This is a genomic window from Burkholderia sp. COPS, assembly GCF_019425585.1.
Classification (GTDB): domain Bacteria; phylum Pseudomonadota; class Gammaproteobacteria; order Burkholderiales; family Burkholderiaceae; genus Burkholderia; species Burkholderia cepacia.
In genome coordinates, this window is sequence record NZ_WIXR01000015.1 from 84535 (window position 1) to 99694 (window position 15160).

A 15160-nucleotide genomic window follows, 5' to 3' on the forward strand; every position below is an offset into this window, starting at 1 on the left:
GGGAGAATTGGATGAAAATCGCAAAAAACACCGTCGTGTCGGTCACTTACAAGCTGTCGGATGCACAGGGCAATCTGATCGAGGAAAGCGACGAGCCGATGGTTTATCTGCACGGCGGCTATGATGGCACGTTCCCCAAGATCGAGGAACAGCTCGACGGCCACGAGCCCGGCTACGAGGCGCAGGTCCAGCTCGAGCCGCAGGACGCGTTCGGCGACTACGATCCCGAACTCGTGAAGATCGAGCCGCGCGATCGTTTTCCCGAGCCGCTCGAAGTGGGCATGCAGTTCGAGGGCACGCCGGAAGACGGCGACGAGGAAGTCGATTCGCTGATCTACACGGTCACCGACGTCGCCGAAGACAAGGTCGTGCTCGACGGCAATCACCCGCTGGCAGGCATGGCGCTGCGTTTCGCGCTGACCGTGAAGGACGTTCGCGAAGCCACCGAAGACGAAATCGAGCATGAGCACGCACATGGCGCGGAAGGGCTCGAGATCGTCGACGAGGACGATGACGAAGACGAAGACGGCGAAGCGCCGTCAGGGCGTACTCTGCACTGAGCTTGCAGGCACGCCGGGCGCCGGCCCCGATGCAGGGGGCGGCGCAGGCCACGACGCGCCGCCCGGGGCGGCGCCGTCACCCTGCAGCGGCGGCGCGACCGACGACGAGTCGGGCAGCGCCGGCAACGCGGGGATTTCCGGCATCTGTGGCAGCGGCACGTCGTCGTGCGGCACGAGCGGCAGCGCGGGCGGCACCGGCAGGTTCTTCGGCACCTCCTGCAGGCTGACGTTGAAGATTGTCTGCCGTGACGGCGACACGCTCACCTTGACCCACTGATTCGCCGGATGGCGCGGTCCGATCGCGACGCGCGTCACGTTTCCTATCAGCTCACCATCGTCGGCACGCAGCGGCCGGTCGATCAGGAAGCCGTTCGCCAGCGGTTCGCCGCTCGCGTGCATCACCAGGATCGGGCCGCGGAACGTCGCCGCCGCCTTCACCAGCGTTCGTTTCAACTCACGGAAGCCGTCGCGAACGCGCGGCCGGTTGAAACGCAGCCATGCGAAGCGTTCCGCGCGTTCATAGCGTTCGAACTGCGGATCGCCTTCGAATATCACCACCATCGCACGCGCCTCGCGCCGCTTCGCGTATTCGGCCGCGTGGTCGATCCAGAAGCCGTTCGCGATGATGCGGTCCTCGAATTCGCCATTGCGGCCGCCGGCCGTCAGGTAATGGTTGTTCGGCGCCGGCGCGTTGAGCGCGACGTAGACGATGTCGTCGCGCATCCAGCGGGCATTCTCGCGATACGGCCGGAACCGTGCGACTTCGCTTTCCCGCGTGATCGGCAGCGCGCCGGGGTCGGGCAGTGCCGAATCGGCGAGCAGTGTCTGCCGCAGGAAGTCGAGCCGCTCGACCGGATCGTAGCTACCGCCGGCCACGGTGTTGCACGTTGCCCAGTCGTCGTGACCGGGAATGAATATGAGCGGCACGCGTGCCGCATCCAGGATCGCGCCGCGCTGCGAATACAGTGCATCGCGGCACGCTTCCTTCGAACCCTTGAGATCGCCCGCATACACCACGAACGCGAGATTGCGCTCGCGCGCGATCGCGTCGAGCAGCCGCTGGGCGGCCGGTTCGTCCGCAGGGGTGTTGATCACGCCCGACACGACCGCGAACGAGTAAGGCGCGGTGCTGCGCTTCGGCGGTGCCGCCTGCGCACCGGCCGGCGCGAACGCGATCAACGCCGCGACGAGCGCGGCGGCCGCGCGGGCCGGCAGGCCCGGCGAGACGCGCTTACGCGTGTCCGTCTGCATCGTGCGACCGGACCAGCGTGCGCAGTTCGTACAGCAGGTCGAGCGCCTCGCGCGGCTTGAGATCGTCGGGATCGATGTCGCGCAGCTTTTCGAGCGCCGGATGCGCTGTGTCGGGCAGCGCCGGCGCGTCCGCGCATTCGAGATCGTCGGCGGCCACCGGCGGCGCGCTGAACAGGTCGAGCTGCGGCGTGTGCTGCGAAGCCGATTGCTGTTCGAGGTACGCGAGGTGCTTGCGCGCGGCGCGGATCACGGGCGCCGGAACGCCTGCGAGCTGTGCGACCTGCAGGCCGTAGCTCTGGTTGGCCGGCCCTTCGTTGACCGCGTGCAGGAACACGATGCCGTGGCCGTGCTCGACGGCCGACAGGTGGACGTTGGCCGCTTGCGGAAATTCCGCCGGCAGTTGCGTCAGCTCGAAGTAGTGCGTCGCGAACAGCGTGTAGCACGCGTTGTGCGCCAGCAGGTGGCGCGCGATGGCCCACGCGAGCGCGAGGCCGTCGAACGTCGACGTGCCGCGGCCGATCTCGTCCATCAGCACGAGGCTTTGCGGTGTCGCGTCGTTGAGGATCGCCGCGGCTTCGGTCATCTCGACCATGAACGTCGAGCGGCCGCCTGCGAGATCGTCTGCCGCGCCGATGCGCGTGAAGATCCGGTCGATCGGGCCGAAGCATGCCGACCTGGCCGGCACGTAGCTGCCGACGTAAGCCATCAGCGCGATCAACGCGGTCTGCCGCATGAACGTCGACTTGCCGCCCATGTTCGGGCCGGTGATCAGCAGCAGCTTGCGCTCGGTGCCGAACCGGCAGTCGTTTGCGATGAACTGTTCGACCTGCGCCTCGACGACCGGGTGGCGGCCCTGTTCGATTTCGATGCCGATCTCGTCGGTGAAGGTCGGCGCGACCCAGTCGAGCGCACGGGCGCGTTCGGCGAATGCGGCGAGCAGGTCGAGTTCGGCGAGCGCCGATGCGACGCGCTGGCACTCGGGGATGAACGGCAGCAGTGCCTGCAGCACTGCGTCGTACAGCGCGCGCTCGCGCGCCAGGGCGCGTTCCTGCGCGGACAGCGCCTTGTCCTCGAAAGTCTTCAGTTCGGGCGTGATGTAGCGCTCGGCATTCTTCAACGTCTGGCGCCGGCGATAGTCGTCGGGCACCTTGTCGGTCTGGCCACGCGTGACCTCGATGTAGAAGCCGTGCACCTTGTTGTATTCGACGCGCAGGTTCGCGATGCCGGTGCGCGTGCGCTCGCGCGCTTCGAGATCGATCAGGAACTGCCCGCAGTTCTCCGAGATGTCGCGCAGCTCGTCGAGCTCGGCGTCGTAACCGCGCGCGATCACGCCGCCGTCGCGCACCATCGCGGCCGGTTCGGGCGCGATCGCGCTCGTCAGCAGGTCGAGGCATTCGGCGGGCGGTGCGAGTGCTGCGTCGACGCGGGCGAGGGCGTCCGCGTTCGCGACGATCGCGCTGATGCGCTCACGCAGCGCCGGGAGGGCGGCGAACGTGTCGCGCAGGCTCGACAAATCACGCGGGCGCGCGGACAGCAGTGCGAGGCGCCCGGTGATCCGTTCGACGTCGGCGATCTGGCGCAGCGCGCTGCGCAGCGCATCGAGGCTTGCGTTTGGCGGTGCATCGAGCAGCGCGCCGATCGCCTGCTGGCGCGACTGTGCGGCGACCGACGCGCGCGGCGGGTGATGCAGCCAGTGACGCAGCAGGCGGCTGCCCATCGTCGTGCAGCAGGTGTCGAGCAGCGAATACAGCGTCGGCGACTCGGTGCCGCGCAGCGTCTCGGTCAGTTCGAGGTTGCGGCGCGTGGCCGGATCGAGCCCGATGTACTCGGTTTCGTTTTCGACCTTGAGGCTGCGCACGTGCCGCAACTGCTGGCCCTGGGTGGCCGCTGCGTAGAGCAGCAGCGCGCCGGCCGCGCCGCACGCGCTCGTCAGCGAATGTGCACCGAAGCCGTCGAGGCTCGCGACATCGAGCTGGTCGCACAGGCGCTGCGTGCCCGACGCGATGTCGAAATGCCACGCCGGCACGCGCTTGCTTGCGCCTGCGCCTGCCGGCACGGTGTCGGTTGCGCCGTCCGGCGTCAGGATCTCGGCCGGCCGGATGCGTTCGAGCGCGGCAGCGAGCTGCTCGGGTTCGATTTCTGCGAGCCGCAGCGCGCCGCTTGCGAGGTTCAGCCACGCGAGGCCGACATTGACCGCGACGCCACGCTTGTTGTGGCCCGTGCACATCGCGAGCAGGTAGACATCGTTCTTGTCGGACAGCAGTGCCGCATCGGTCAGCGTGCCGGGCGTGACGACGCGCACGACCTTGCGCTCGACGGGGCCCTTCGACGTGGCGGGATCGCCGATCTGTTCGCAGATCGCGACCGATTCGCCCATCTTCACGAGCTTGGCGAGATACTGTTCGACCGCATGATGCGGCACGCCGGCCATCTTGATCGGCGTGCCGGCGGATGCGCCGCGTTGCGTGAGGGTCAGGTCGAGCAGGCGTGCGGCCTTTTCCGCGTCTTCGAAGAACAGCTCGTAGAAGTCGCCCATCCGGTAGAAGACAAGCGTGTCGGGATGGTCGGCCTTGATGCGCAGGTACTGCTGCATCATTGGAGTATGGCCGGCGAAGGCTTCGGGCGACAGCGTGGTCATAGGTCAGGCATGAAGTTGTTGCTTGGGTTGCCCGAGTTTACCAGTCGCTTCCATGTGCACGCGCGAAGTTCGCCGTTTGGCCAGGTGCGGACGATCGCGCGAACCCTTGCGTGCTGACGCCGCCCCGCATATCAGCGTGTGGTTGGACGTCAGGCGGCGTGCGGCGGCTTCGAACCCGGCTACGTGGCGTCGCCGGTCGGTTTCGAGCATGGCGACCCGATCCGCGGCTCTCATTCGGCCCCTTTTTCGCCTGGAAGACTAGCCACTCATTACCATCGGCTGCAGACGATTTCGTCCGTCCGGGCAACGCTACGAACTGTGAAACGTTTGGCAGACCGCGTAATCCAGTTACTCGGTCTTTATATTTGCCCATGCTCTCGGGACTTACACCAATCAACCTCGTAAAACTGAAACTTAGGCAAGTTTCAATGAATGGAGCGTGCTAGTCTGAAACGGCAATATATAAAAACGCAGTAAGTTCGGGGCACAAACATGAAGCAGGCCATACAGGATGCGGGGGGCGCGTGCGCGCAAAGTACGCTGGTGCCGCACGTTACAACGGTCGCGGACGAGTCGGAGCGGATCAATCTGATCGAGCTTGGTGCTCGCGTGTCGTCAGTGACCGTGCTGGGCGTATTTGCCTATCTGATTTATATGCCGTGGCGATTGGACCCGAGCCGGATCACGCTGATCCTGCTGCTGGTATCCGCGGTACTGACCGTCGGCATGTCGGCGTTTGCCAAATTGCCGAAACGGCGCGACTGGCATCCCGTTGCAGTGTGCTTGTCCCTGGGTGGTTCGTTCTACTGCCTGACCTATCAGCTGACTGCCAGTACCCAACTGATCCCGGAGTGGGCAGGGGGCGCCTGGCAAATATGCGGGATTGCGTGGCAACTGTTCGCGAAACTGTCGCTCGGGCGCTCGTTCGGCTTGCTGCCGGCGAATCGCGGCGTCGTTTCGACCGGAGCGTACCGGTTCATGCGCCACCCGATCTATGCCGGTTATCTGTTGTCCGAAATCGGTTTCCTGCTTGCAAACTTCAGTACGCGAAACCTGCTCGCGATCGGCATCTGGATGCTGTTGCAGATCGGGCGAATCAGTTTGGAAGAGCGGGTGTTGTCGGAAGACGCCGATTATCGTGCGTACAAGACGAAGGTTCGGTACCGGCTGATTCCCGGTGTGTTTTGACGGGCGTGCCCAAAGCGCGCCGTGGTGGTGAGCCGGTGAAACAGATTGGCGCGGCGAACGCGCAAAAGTCGGCGTACTCGGGTCACGGACCTTCGCACGCCGACTCTGTCCTGCGTGTCAGGACGTGTGTCCCGACGTCAGGCTGAGGGCCACCGCCTGCGCAACTTCGATGCCGTCGATCGCCGCCGAATAAATGCCGCCCGCATACCCGGCGCCTTCGCCGGCCGGATACAGGCCTTCGACGTTCATGCTCTGGTAATCGTCCTTGCGTCGAATCCGGATCGGTGACGACGTGCGCGTCTCTACACCGGTGAGCACGGCATCGTGCATCGCAAAGCCGGCGATCTTCTTGTCGATCTGGGGCAGGGCTTCACGGATCGCTTCGATCACATAGTCCGGCAGCGCGGTGCTGAGATCGGTCGGGTTCACGCCCGGCTTGTACGACGGCTCCACGGAGCCCAGCGACGTCGACGGCCGGCCAGCGATGAAATCGCCGACCAGTTGACCCGGCGCGCGGTAATCGCCGCCGCCGAGTTCGAACGCGCGCTCTTCCCATTTGCGCTGGAACGCGATGCCCGCCAGCGGGCCGCCGGGATAATCGTCCGGCGTGATGCCGACAACGATGCCCGCATTCGCGTTGCGCTCGGCTCGCGAATACTGGCTCATGCCGTTGGTGACCACGCGGCCCGGCTCGGAGGTCGCCGCGACCACGGTGCCGCCAGGGCACATGCAGAAGCTGTAGACGGCGCGGCCGTTGCTGCAGTGGTGGACCACCTTGTAGTCGGCCGCGCCGAGCTGCTTGTGGCCCGCGAACTTGCCGAAGCGGCTGCGATCGATCAGCCCCTGCGGATGCTCGATGCGAAAACCCAGCGAGAACGGCTTGGCTTCGATGTAGACGCCGCGATCGTGCAGCATCTGGAAGGTGTCGCGCGCGCTGTGGCCCACGGCCAGCACCACGTGGTCGCACCGCAGCGTTTCTCCGTTCGAGAGCTTCAGCGAGCGCACCTTGCCTTGATCGATCTCGATGTCGTCGACCCGCGTTTCGAAACGCACTTCACCACCCAGTTCGTGGATGGACGCACGCATTTTTTCCACCATGCTGACGAGGCGGAACGTGCCGATATGCGGCCGGCTCAGATACAGGATGTCTTCCGGTGCGCCTGCCTTGACGAATTCGTCCAGCACCTTGCGGCCATAGTGGTTGGGATCCTTGATCTGGCTGTACAGCTTGCCGTCGGAAAACGTGCCGGCCCCGCCTTCGCCGAACTGCACGTTGGATTCGGGGTTGAGCACGCTCTTGCGCCACAGGCCGAAGGTGTCCTTGGTGCGCTCGCGCACTGCCTTGCCGCGTTCGAGGATGATGGGACGGAAACCCATCTGCGCGAGGATCAGCCCAGCGAACAGGCCGCACGGCCCCATGCCGATCACGACCGGGCGCAGGAAATTGCCGTGCTCGGGCGCCTTCGTGACGAAGTGGTACGCCATGTCGGGCGTCACGCCGCAATGCGGTTTCCCGGCGAGGCGCTTGATCGCGGCCGCTTCGTCCGCGACTTCGACATCGACGATATACGTGAGCTTGATGTCGGCGCGCTTGCGCGCATCGTGCGCACGACGGAACACGGTGTAACGGAGGAGCTCGTCCGCTGCCACGCCAAGCTCCGCGAGGCGCGCGCGAATCGCGGTCTCGAGCGCGCTTTCGGGGTGGTCGAGGGGGAGTTTAATTTCGCTTAGCCGTAACATGGGGACTCGGATGCGATTGCCACGGCGTCGTGGCGGTGTTGATACGGTCGGGGGCCGGCAGGCCGGCGGGGTTGTCCGCCGCGCGGGCGTGCCGCATGCAAACCCGCACGCAAGCCATTTATTGTCTTGCGGGAACGGCGGTGTGGGCGGCAGTACGCTGACCGGCCCCGACAAACTCAAGCAACTTCAGGATAGGCGCACGAAGCGACCCTTGTGCGGGAAGATGTTCCCGCCTCCCGGCAACCGGGAGGCGAACGGTGCGCCGTCGTGACGATGCCCGCGAGCGGTGTGCGCGAAAGCCGCGCCGCGCGGGCGCGGCCGGGGCTTACTCCGCCGCCGGATGCACGCGCGTGTAACGGTTCAGGATCGGGATCATCTGCGCGTAGATCTTCGGGTTCGCCGCGACGATTTCATGGCGATGCAGGAAATCGGCGTCGCCCGTGTAGTTGCCGACGAGGCCGCCGGCCTCGGTGATCAGCAGGCTGCCCGCTGCCATGTCCCACACGTTGATGCCTTGCTCGAAGAACGCGTCGAGGCGGCCGGCCGCGACGTTCGCGAGATCGAGTGCTGCGGCGCCCGGACGACGCAGGCCGGTACAGGCTTGCGTCATTTCGGTGAAGAGGCGTGCGTATGCATCGAGGCCGTCCTTTTCGCGGAACGGGAAGCCCGTGCCGACCAGTGCGTCCGACAGGCGGTCGCGGCGGCCGACGCGGATGCGGCGGTCGTTCAGGTACGCACCGCGGCCGCGCGTGGCCGTGAACAGGTCGTTCTTGTTCGGGTCGTAGACGACGGCCTGCGTGACGACGCCCTTGTGCTCGAGCGCAATCGACACGCAGTAGTACGGGAAGCCGTGGATGAAGTTGGTCGTGCCGTCGAGCGGATCGATGATCCACTTGAATTCGGATTCGTTCTCCGATTCGCCCGATTCCTCGGCGAGGATCGCGTGGTCGGGATAGGCGGTCTTCAGCGTCTCGATGATCGCGTCTTCGGCGGCCTTGTCCACTTCGGTGACGAAGTCGTTCTGCTGCTTCTTGCGGATCTCGATCAGGTCGAGATCGAGGGACGCGCGGTTGATGATCTGTCCGGCGCGGCGCGCAGCCTTGACAGCAATGTTGAGCATGGGATGCATGAGCCTGGATCCTGTAGCCGGCGGCACGGGCCGCCACGAAGTGGAACAACCGCCCGGCACGGCGCAAGCGTGGCAGGCGAGGTGAGACGCGAATTGACAAAGAACGGGGTACGACCCGCGCCGCACGGAGCGCGACGCGTAAAGGCATGATTTTACCCGATTTTTGGCGGTTTCAGGCGACCGGAATACGGGGAAACCCCCACTATCCGTCCGGACGAGTGGGTTTGCCGCGGCGATGGCGATACCATACTGCCATTCTGATGAACCGAGTCGTATCGTAGTGGAAACCCCGCAGATCACCGCCGCGCCGTCCGAGCCGGGCGCGGCCTCGTCCCGGCCGCCGTCCGGCGGCTTCACGTCCACCCGTTTCGTGCTCGTCGAGCCGAGCCATCCCGGCAACGTCGGGGCGGCCGCCCGCGCGCTGAAGACGATGGGTTTCTCGCGTCTGGTGCTGGTCGCGCCGCGTGTGCCGCACGTGCAGAGCGATCCCGAGGCGATCGCGATGGCCAGCGGCGCGGACGACGTCCTCGCCTCCGCGCATGTCGTGCCGACGCTTGGCGACGCGCTGTCCGGCGTGCACTGGTCGATCGCACTCACCGCGCGTACGCGCGAATACGGGCCGCCGCGTCTCGCGCCGCGCGCGGCCGCCACGCAGGCGTGCGCACAGGTCGGTACGGGCGACATCGCGCTCGTGTTCGGCAACGAGCGCACGGGCCTCGCGAACGAGCACGTCGAGCAGTGCAGCGCGCTCGCGCACATCCCGGCGAACCCGGCCTACAGTTCGCTGAATCTCGCACAGGCCGTGCAGGTGCTCGCGTACGAGTTGCGCGTCGCGTTTCTCGAGCAGGCGAGCGAGCCGTCGGCGCAAGCGCCGGCCGAAGCCGGCACGCTCGCGCAGAGCGACGAGATCGAGCGGATGTACGTGCACCTCGAGAACGCGCTGATCGCACTCGATTTCCTCGATCCGCGCAACCCGAAGAAGCTGATGCCGCGGCTGCGGCGCCTGTTCGCGCGCACGGGCCTCGAGCGTGAGGAGGTCAATATCCTGCGCGGTATCGCGAAGCACGTCCTGCTGAAATCGGGCAAACCGGGCGGCGACGCGTAAGCGGCCGGTGCGCAGTGCAGGGGCCGCTGGACGGCTCGGCGCGCGGGGCCGTTTCCCTGTCGGGCAGGTGCTGCGTCGGCCGCCGGAAGCGCCGGGCCGAATCGTCCGGCCCGTTCGGCCATCCCGCAAACTCAACGCCAGCAAGCGTTCCGGCCGAATACCCGCGCCGTCGGCGGGGTGAACGCGCGGGCTCGTGCGGCCGTGCGCGACTCGCCCTACAATCGCCGAACGTCATAACTAAATTACCCGGCGCGATAACGGCCGGTCATTGCCGGCGATGCGCGCCGGCCTTTTCCCAGACCACATCATGTTCACGAGACTGCGCGAAGACGTTGCAACGATTCGCGAGCGGGATCCCGCCGCTCGCAGTGCATGGGAAGTGCTGACCTGTTATCCGGGGCTGCATGCGCTCGTACTGCATCGCTTCGCGCACGCATGCTGGCGCGCGAAGCGCTACTGGCTCGCGCGTTTCGCGTCACAGGCCGGCCGGTTCCTGACCGGCATTGAAATCCACCCAGGCGCGACGATCGGCCGGCGCGTGTTCATCGATCACGGCATGGGTGTCGTGATCGGCGAGACGGCGATCATCGGCGACGACTGCACGATCTATCAGGGCGTGACGCTGGGCGGCACGTCGCTCACGCGCGGCGCGAAGCGCCACCCGACGCTCGAGGCCGGCGTGATCGTCGGCGCGGGTGCGAAGGTGCTCGGCGGTTTCACGGTCGGTGCGGGCGCGAAGATCGGTTCGAACGCGGTCGTCGTGAAGCCGGTGCCGGCAGGCGGCACGGCAGTCGGCAATCCGGCGCGCGTCGTGATGCCGGCACAGCCGAAGCCGCAGCCCGAACGCGCGGCGTTCTCCGCGTACGGGATCACGCCGAATGCCGACGATCCGATGTCGCTCGCCATTCACGGGCTGATCGATCACGCTGCGAAGGAAAGTCGCCGTGTCGACGAGATCGTCGCGGCGCTCGAGCGGCTCGGCACGCATCTGGAAACGCTGCAGGGCGCCGACGCAGCGCGCCTCGACCTGCGCCGGCTGTCGGCGGTGCTGGAAGGCAAGACGGTCGAGCGCCAGGCGTAATGTGATCGATGCGGGTCGCTGCCGGTCGCAGCGGGTCGGTTCGACGGCGGCCGCCGCGTCAGTCGAGCGGCATCGCGTGGATACCTTCCGCGTCGACACGCAGGTAACCGCCGCGCGGCTTGCCGTGGTCGAGATCCCAGTCGGGCAACACCCAGCGAATGCCGCCCGGCTCACTGTGGCGCGCGGGGCGGTGCGTGTGGCCGTGAATGATCACGCTCGCGCGGCTTTTCCGGAACAGGGCGGCTACCCCTTCACGCGTGACATCGTAAATCGCCGAAGCAGGGCGGATCCGGCCCGCTTCGCTGTTCGAGCGCATGCGCTGCGCGAGCGCGCGGCGCCAGCGGAACGGCCACGCGAGAAACAGCCATTGCGCGACGCGGTTGCGTGCGAAGCGGCGGAACAGCTGGTAGCCGCGATCGGCCGTGCATTGCGCGTCGCCGTGCGCGAGCACGATGCGCTGGCCGAACGCCATGATCAGCGACGGGTCGGGCAGCAGCATCGCACCGGCTGCCTTCATGAAGCGACGTCCGAGCAGGAAATCGCGGTTGCCGTGCATCACGTAGAGCGCAATTCCGCGTTCCGAGAACGTGTGCATCAGCGCGGCCATGCGGGCCGCGAACGGATCGTCGTCGAGGATGTCGTCGCCGATCCAGTATTCGAACAGATCACCGAGGATGAACACCGAGTCGGCACTGTCGGCGGTGTATTTCACGAAATGCTCGAACGCGGCGACCGTCTTCGGAATCGCTTCGCTCAGGTGCAGATCGGAGAGAAACAGGAACGGGCGTGCGGCTTGCGCGTATTCGCGCTCGCCCGGCACGCCCGCGGAGACGCTTCGTGGCGGACTCTCCTGCAACATCGAAGTGCCTCCGTTACGTGCTGTGCGTCAGACCACGACGGCCTTTTCGATCACGACGTCGTCGGCCGGCACGTCCTGATGGAAACCGGCGTTGCCCGTCTTGACGCCCTTGATCTTGTCGACCACGTCCTGGCCTTCGACAACCTTGCCGAACACGGCGTAGCCCCAGCCTTGCGGCGTCGGCGACGAGTGGTTCAGGAAGTCGTTGTCGTTCACGTTGATGAAGAACTGGGCGGTCGCCGAGTGCGGATCGTTCGTGCGCGCCATCGCGATCGTGTAGTTGTCGTTCTTCAGGCCGTTGTTCGCTTCGTTGTCGATCGGCGCATCGGTCGGCTTCTGCTTCAGGCCCGGCTCGAAGCCGCCGCCCTGGATCATGAAGCCGTTGATCACGCGATGGAACACGGTGCCGTCGTAGTGGCCCTTCTTCACGTAGTTCAGGAAGTTTTCGACCGTCTTCGGTGCCTTCGCGGCGTCGAGCTCGAGCTTGATCACGCCGTGGTTCGTATGCAGTTCAACCATGATGAATTCCTTCGGTGAGGCGGTTTAAATGGCACGCGGCCGGTCGTGCGACGCGGCCGCGTGAGGCGCCGGACGTGCCGGCAGGTTCTTACTTCGAGACGACGCTCGCCGATTCGATCACGATCGGTTGTGCGGGCACGTCCTGCATCGGGCCGCGCGAGGTCGTCGCGACGCCTTCGATCTTCTTCACGACGTCGAGACCCGACACGACCTTGCCGAACACCGCATAACCGTTGCCGTCCGGGTTCGGGTAGTCGAGGCCGCTGTTGTCGACCGTGTTGATGAAGAACTGCGCGGTGGCCGAGTTCGGATCGCTCGTGCGCGCCATCGCGATCGTGCCCGTCAGGTTCTTCAGACCATTGCGGCTTTCCAGCGGGATCGGCGCGCGGGTCGGCTTCTCCTCGAAGTTGGTCTTGTAGCCGCCGCCCTGGATCATGAAGCCCTTGATCACGCGATGGAAGATCGTGCCGTTGTACTGGCCGGCCTTCACGTAATCGAGGAAGTTGGCGACCGATTTCGGCGCCTTCTCCGGGTAGAGCTCGACGCGGATGTCGCCCTGCGAGGTCTTCAGCTGCACGACGGGGTGCGCGGTAGCCGATTGCGCGAACGCAGGTGCGGTCGCGGTCGCGAGAAGGGCGGCGCCGCCAAGCGCCAGCAACAGACGTTTCATTGCGATCCTCAGGTTGGGAGGGAAAGAAGGCCGCGCCGCTTATTGCGACGGCGCGACGTACGGCGCCGCCAGTGCGCCCGACGGACCGCTGAACTGGAACGTCGGCGACATCGGCAGCGTGGTGGTGCTCACGTTCGCGGCGGCGCGGTCGGAGTAGTCGCGCGTGCTCGGTGAGGCCGCGCGGGCGTTCGGCGCGGCCTTCGGCGGCGACACGATCTTCTGGAGATCGGCGAGGCGCTGCGCGGTCGCGCCGCTCGTGCGGCCGAGCGATTGCGCGCGCTTGTACGACTCGGCCGCGAGGCGCAGGTAAAGATCGCCGAGGTTTTCGTATGCGAGCGAGTAGCTCGGATTCGCTTGCGTTGCCGTGACGAGCGCGGTGCGCGCTTCGTCGTATCGGCCATGCTTCGCGTAAAGCGCCGCAAGGTTGTTGTACGGCTCGGGCAGTTCGGGGTACGCCTGCGTGATCGCGACGAACTGCTGGATCGCGTCGTCGTCGCGGTTCAGGCGGGCCAGCACGGTGCCGCGCTTGAACTGTGCCTGCAGGTCGTGCGGGTTCGAAGCGATGCGCGCGTCGAGCTGCGCGAGCGCCTGCTTCCACTGCTTGCCGGCGATCGACGCGTCGATTTCGGGCGTGCCGTCGGCGGTGGCCGGGGCCTTCTGCGCATGCGCCGCCGGGGCCGCGAAAAGCGTCAGCGCGACGCCCATGACGGTGGTCGCAACGAGGGTCGCAGCGCTCTGCGCGCGGCCGCGATGAGGTTTCATAGGCGTAAATCGGAATGTTATACTCCGAGCCATTCTAACAAAACGTCTGCGCGTTCCGGCGAGCGGCAGACAGTCTTTCTTAGCCTCTCGTGGCCGTCACCGCTGTGCTTGCAGCCTGACCGCCCCGTGTGATACGAGGACGCTCGGCCCGGTGCCGCAGCAGATGGTCCGTCCGTTTCACACGCTGGGCGAGCTTCGCCAGGGCGGTTTCCTTCGGCTCACGGTTCATCTCTATGGAATCACTGCGCATCTACAACACGCTCGCGCGTGACAAGCAAGTTTTCGTGCCGCGCCAGCCCGGCGAGGTGCGGATGTACGTATGCGGAATCACCGTATACGACTATTGTCACGTGGGCCACGCGCGCATGCTGGTCGTGTTCGACCTCGTCCAGCGCTGGTTGCGTGCGATCGGTTACCGGGTCACGTATGTGCGCAACATCACCGACATCGACGACAAGATCATCCGCCGCGCGGTCGAGAACGGCGAGACGATCAAGTCGCTGACCGACCGGTTCATCGGCGCGATGCACGACGACGAAAGCGCGCTCGGCATCCAGCGGCCCGACATCGAGCCGCGTGCGACGGCTTTCATTCCGCAGATGCTCGGCATGATCGAGACGCTCGAGACGAACGGTTACGCGTATCAGGCGACCGACGGCGACGTCAATTACTCTGTGCGCAAGTTCGCGAACTACGGAAAGCTGTCGGGCAAGTCGCTCGACGATCTCCGCGCGGGCGAGCGCGTCGCCGCGAACGACGCGAAGGAAGATCCGCTCGACTTCGTGCTGTGGAAGCGGGCGAAGCCGGAAGATCCGGAAGGCGCGTCGTGGGCGTCGAAGTACGGGATGGGCCGCCCGGGCTGGCACATCGAGTGCTCGGCGATGGGTTGCACGCTGCTCGGCGAACATTTCGACATCCATGGCGGCGGGCAGGACCTGCAATTCCCGCACCACGAGAACGAGATCGCGCAGAGCGAAGGCGCGACCGGCCAGACGTTCGTCAATTACTGGATGCACAACGGCTTCGTGCAGGTCGACAACGAGAAGATGTCGAAATCGCTCGGCAACTTCTTCACGATCCGCGAAGTGCTCGAGCGCTACGACGCGGAAGTCATGCGCTTCTTCATCGTGCGGACCCACTACCGTTCGCCTCTCAATTACAGCGACGTGCATCTCGACGATGCGCGCGCGTCGCTCACGCGCCTCTACACCGCGCTGAAGGACGTCGATGCCGACACGCTCGCGCTCGACTGGAACGAGCCGCACGCGCAGCGTTTCGCGGCCGCGATGAACGACGACTTCAACACGCCGGTCGCGGTGGCGACGTTGTTCGAGCTGGCGGGCGAGGTGAATCGCACGCGCGACGCATCGCTCGCGCGGCAACTGAAACAGCTGGCGGGGCTGCTCGGCCTGCTGGGCCGCGAACCGCGCGCGTTCCTGCAGCAGGCGTCGGGTGCCGCGCAGGCGGGCGGGCTCGCCGCCGACGAGATCGAAGCGAAGATCGCCGCGCGCGTCGCGGCGAAGCAAGCGAAGGACTATGCCGAAGCGGACCGGATCCGGGCGGAACTGCTCGAGACCGGTATCGCACTTGAAGACAAACCGGGCGGATCGACCGAATGGCGTCGCGTATGAGCGCGGTGCGTTCCACTGACCGATCCG

General features: G+C 66.0%; 13 protein-coding genes. 5 read left to right on the top strand and 8 right to left on the bottom strand.

The window, feature by feature from the left end:
- The first annotated feature begins 11 nt into the window (after positions 1–11).
- The gene (locus tag FOZ70_RS13470) at positions 12–560 is read left to right on the top strand and encodes a peptidylprolyl isomerase (protein ID WP_042977234.1); all 549 of its coding nucleotides are present in this window, start codon (positions 12–14) and stop codon (positions 558–560) included.
- Here FOZ70_RS13470 and FOZ70_RS13475 read toward each other — a convergent pair.
- Together FOZ70_RS13475 and mutS are read right to left on the bottom strand one after the other, a co-directional pair.
- Positions 540–1811 carry a hypothetical protein gene (locus FOZ70_RS13475; RefSeq protein ID WP_219706074.1) on the bottom strand — a complete coding sequence of 424 codons (1272 nt, stop codon included), beginning with the start codon at positions 1809–1811 and terminating at the stop codon, positions 540–542. The genes FOZ70_RS13470 and FOZ70_RS13475 overlap by 21 nt on opposite strands.
- Complete coding sequence (mutS, locus tag FOZ70_RS13480; RefSeq protein WP_219706076.1) at positions 1792–4449, bottom strand: DNA mismatch repair protein MutS; 2658 nt, start codon at positions 4447–4449, stop codon at positions 1792–1794. The genes FOZ70_RS13475 and mutS overlap by 20 nt, the downstream gene beginning before the upstream one ends.
- A gap of 492 nt (positions 4450–4941) precedes the next feature.
- Here mutS and FOZ70_RS13485 point away from each other — a divergent pair, with 492 nt between their 5' ends.
- Positions 4942–5637 (top strand): isoprenylcysteine carboxylmethyltransferase family protein, encoded by a 696-nt coding sequence (locus FOZ70_RS13485; protein ID WP_059589647.1) that lies wholly within the window; start codon positions 4942–4944, stop codon positions 5635–5637.
- 117 nt (positions 5638–5754) lie between these two features.
- Here the strand turns inward: FOZ70_RS13485 and FOZ70_RS13490 are convergent, their stop codons facing one another.
- Entirely contained in the window at positions 5755–7377 is a 1623-nt protein-coding gene (locus tag FOZ70_RS13490; protein WP_219706078.1) for an NAD(P)/FAD-dependent oxidoreductase, read from the bottom strand.
- Between the two features lie 325 nt (positions 7378–7702).
- Complete coding sequence (locus tag FOZ70_RS13495; RefSeq protein WP_021162664.1) at positions 7703–8506, bottom strand: inositol monophosphatase family protein; 804 nt, start codon at positions 8504–8506, stop codon at positions 7703–7705.
- A gap of 280 nt (positions 8507–8786) precedes the next feature.
- Here FOZ70_RS13495 and FOZ70_RS13500 point away from each other — a divergent pair, with 280 nt between their 5' ends.
- Both FOZ70_RS13500 and cysE read left to right on the top strand, forming a co-directional pair.
- Entirely contained in the window at positions 8787–9611 is an 825-nt protein-coding gene (locus tag FOZ70_RS13500) for an RNA methyltransferase (protein ID WP_059589643.1), read from the top strand.
- Between the two features lie 307 nt (positions 9612–9918).
- Complete coding sequence (gene cysE / locus FOZ70_RS13505; RefSeq protein WP_048020851.1) at positions 9919–10692, top strand: serine O-acetyltransferase; 774 nt, start codon at positions 9919–9921, stop codon at positions 10690–10692.
- Positions 10693–10750: 58 nt separating this feature from the next.
- On the opposite strand, the gene FOZ70_RS13510 is transcribed toward cysE, so the two are convergent.
- From FOZ70_RS13510 to FOZ70_RS13525, 4 genes are all read right to left on the bottom strand, one after another.
- Positions 10751–11551 carry a UDP-2,3-diacylglucosamine diphosphatase gene (locus FOZ70_RS13510; RefSeq protein WP_021162661.1) on the bottom strand — a complete coding sequence of 267 codons (801 nt, stop codon included), beginning with the start codon at positions 11549–11551 and terminating at the stop codon, positions 10751–10753.
- A gap of 27 nt (positions 11552–11578) precedes the next feature.
- Positions 11579–12070, bottom strand: a complete 492-nt coding sequence (locus FOZ70_RS13515) for a peptidylprolyl isomerase (RefSeq protein ID WP_006751616.1) — start codon at positions 12068–12070, stop codon at positions 11579–11581.
- Between the two features lie 88 nt (positions 12071–12158).
- Positions 12159–12740, bottom strand: coding sequence for a peptidylprolyl isomerase (locus FOZ70_RS13520; RefSeq protein WP_021162660.1), 582 nt, complete (start codon positions 12738–12740; stop codon positions 12159–12161).
- Between the two features lie 39 nt (positions 12741–12779).
- The gene (locus FOZ70_RS13525) at positions 12780–13502 is read right to left on the bottom strand and encodes a tetratricopeptide repeat protein (protein ID WP_021162659.1); all 723 of its coding nucleotides are present in this window, start codon (positions 13500–13502) and stop codon (positions 12780–12782) included.
- A 233-nt stretch (positions 13503–13735) separates the two neighbouring features.
- Here FOZ70_RS13525 and cysS point away from each other — a divergent pair, with 233 nt between their 5' ends.
- A complete protein-coding gene (gene cysS, locus FOZ70_RS13530; RefSeq protein ID WP_021162658.1) occupies positions 13736–15133 on the top strand; it encodes a cysteine--tRNA ligase in 1398 nt (465 codons plus the stop codon).
- Positions 15134–15160: the final 27 nt, after the last annotated feature.

Excerpts from the sequence above, each read along its gene's own strand:
- cysE (WP_048020851.1), top strand. The coding sequence starts at position 9,919 with ATGTTCACGAGACTGCGCGAAGACGTTGCAACGATTCGCGAGCGGGAT.
- mutS (WP_219706076.1), bottom strand. The coding sequence starts at position 4,449 with ATGACCACGCTGTCGCCCGAAGCCTTCGCCGGCCATACTCCAATGATG.
- FOZ70_RS13515 (WP_006751616.1), bottom strand. The coding sequence starts at position 12,070 with ATGGTTGAACTGCATACGAACCACGGCGTGATCAAGCTCGAGCTCGAC.
- FOZ70_RS13525 (WP_021162659.1), bottom strand. The coding sequence starts at position 13,502 with ATGAAACCTCATCGCGGCCGCGCGCAGAGCGCTGCGACCCTCGTTGCG.
- FOZ70_RS13510 (WP_021162661.1), bottom strand. The coding sequence starts at position 11,551 with ATGTTGCAGGAGAGTCCGCCACGAAGCGTCTCCGCGGGCGTGCCGGGC.
- FOZ70_RS13490 (WP_219706078.1), bottom strand. The coding sequence starts at position 7,377 with ATGTTACGGCTAAGCGAAATTAAACTCCCCCTCGACCACCCCGAAAGC.
- FOZ70_RS13520 (WP_021162660.1), bottom strand. The coding sequence starts at position 12,740 with ATGAAACGTCTGTTGCTGGCGCTTGGCGGCGCCGCCCTTCTCGCGACC.
- FOZ70_RS13470 (WP_042977234.1), top strand. The coding sequence starts at position 12 with ATGAAAATCGCAAAAAACACCGTCGTGTCGGTCACTTACAAGCTGTCG.
- cysS (WP_021162658.1), top strand. The coding sequence starts at position 13,736 with ATGGAATCACTGCGCATCTACAACACGCTCGCGCGTGACAAGCAAGTT.
- FOZ70_RS13485 (WP_059589647.1), top strand. The coding sequence starts at position 4,942 with ATGAAGCAGGCCATACAGGATGCGGGGGGCGCGTGCGCGCAAAGTACG.
- FOZ70_RS13475 (WP_219706074.1), bottom strand. The coding sequence starts at position 1,811 with ATGCAGACGGACACGCGTAAGCGCGTCTCGCCGGGCCTGCCGGCCCGC.
- FOZ70_RS13495 (WP_021162664.1), bottom strand. The coding sequence starts at position 8,506 with ATGCATCCCATGCTCAACATTGCTGTCAAGGCTGCGCGCCGCGCCGGA.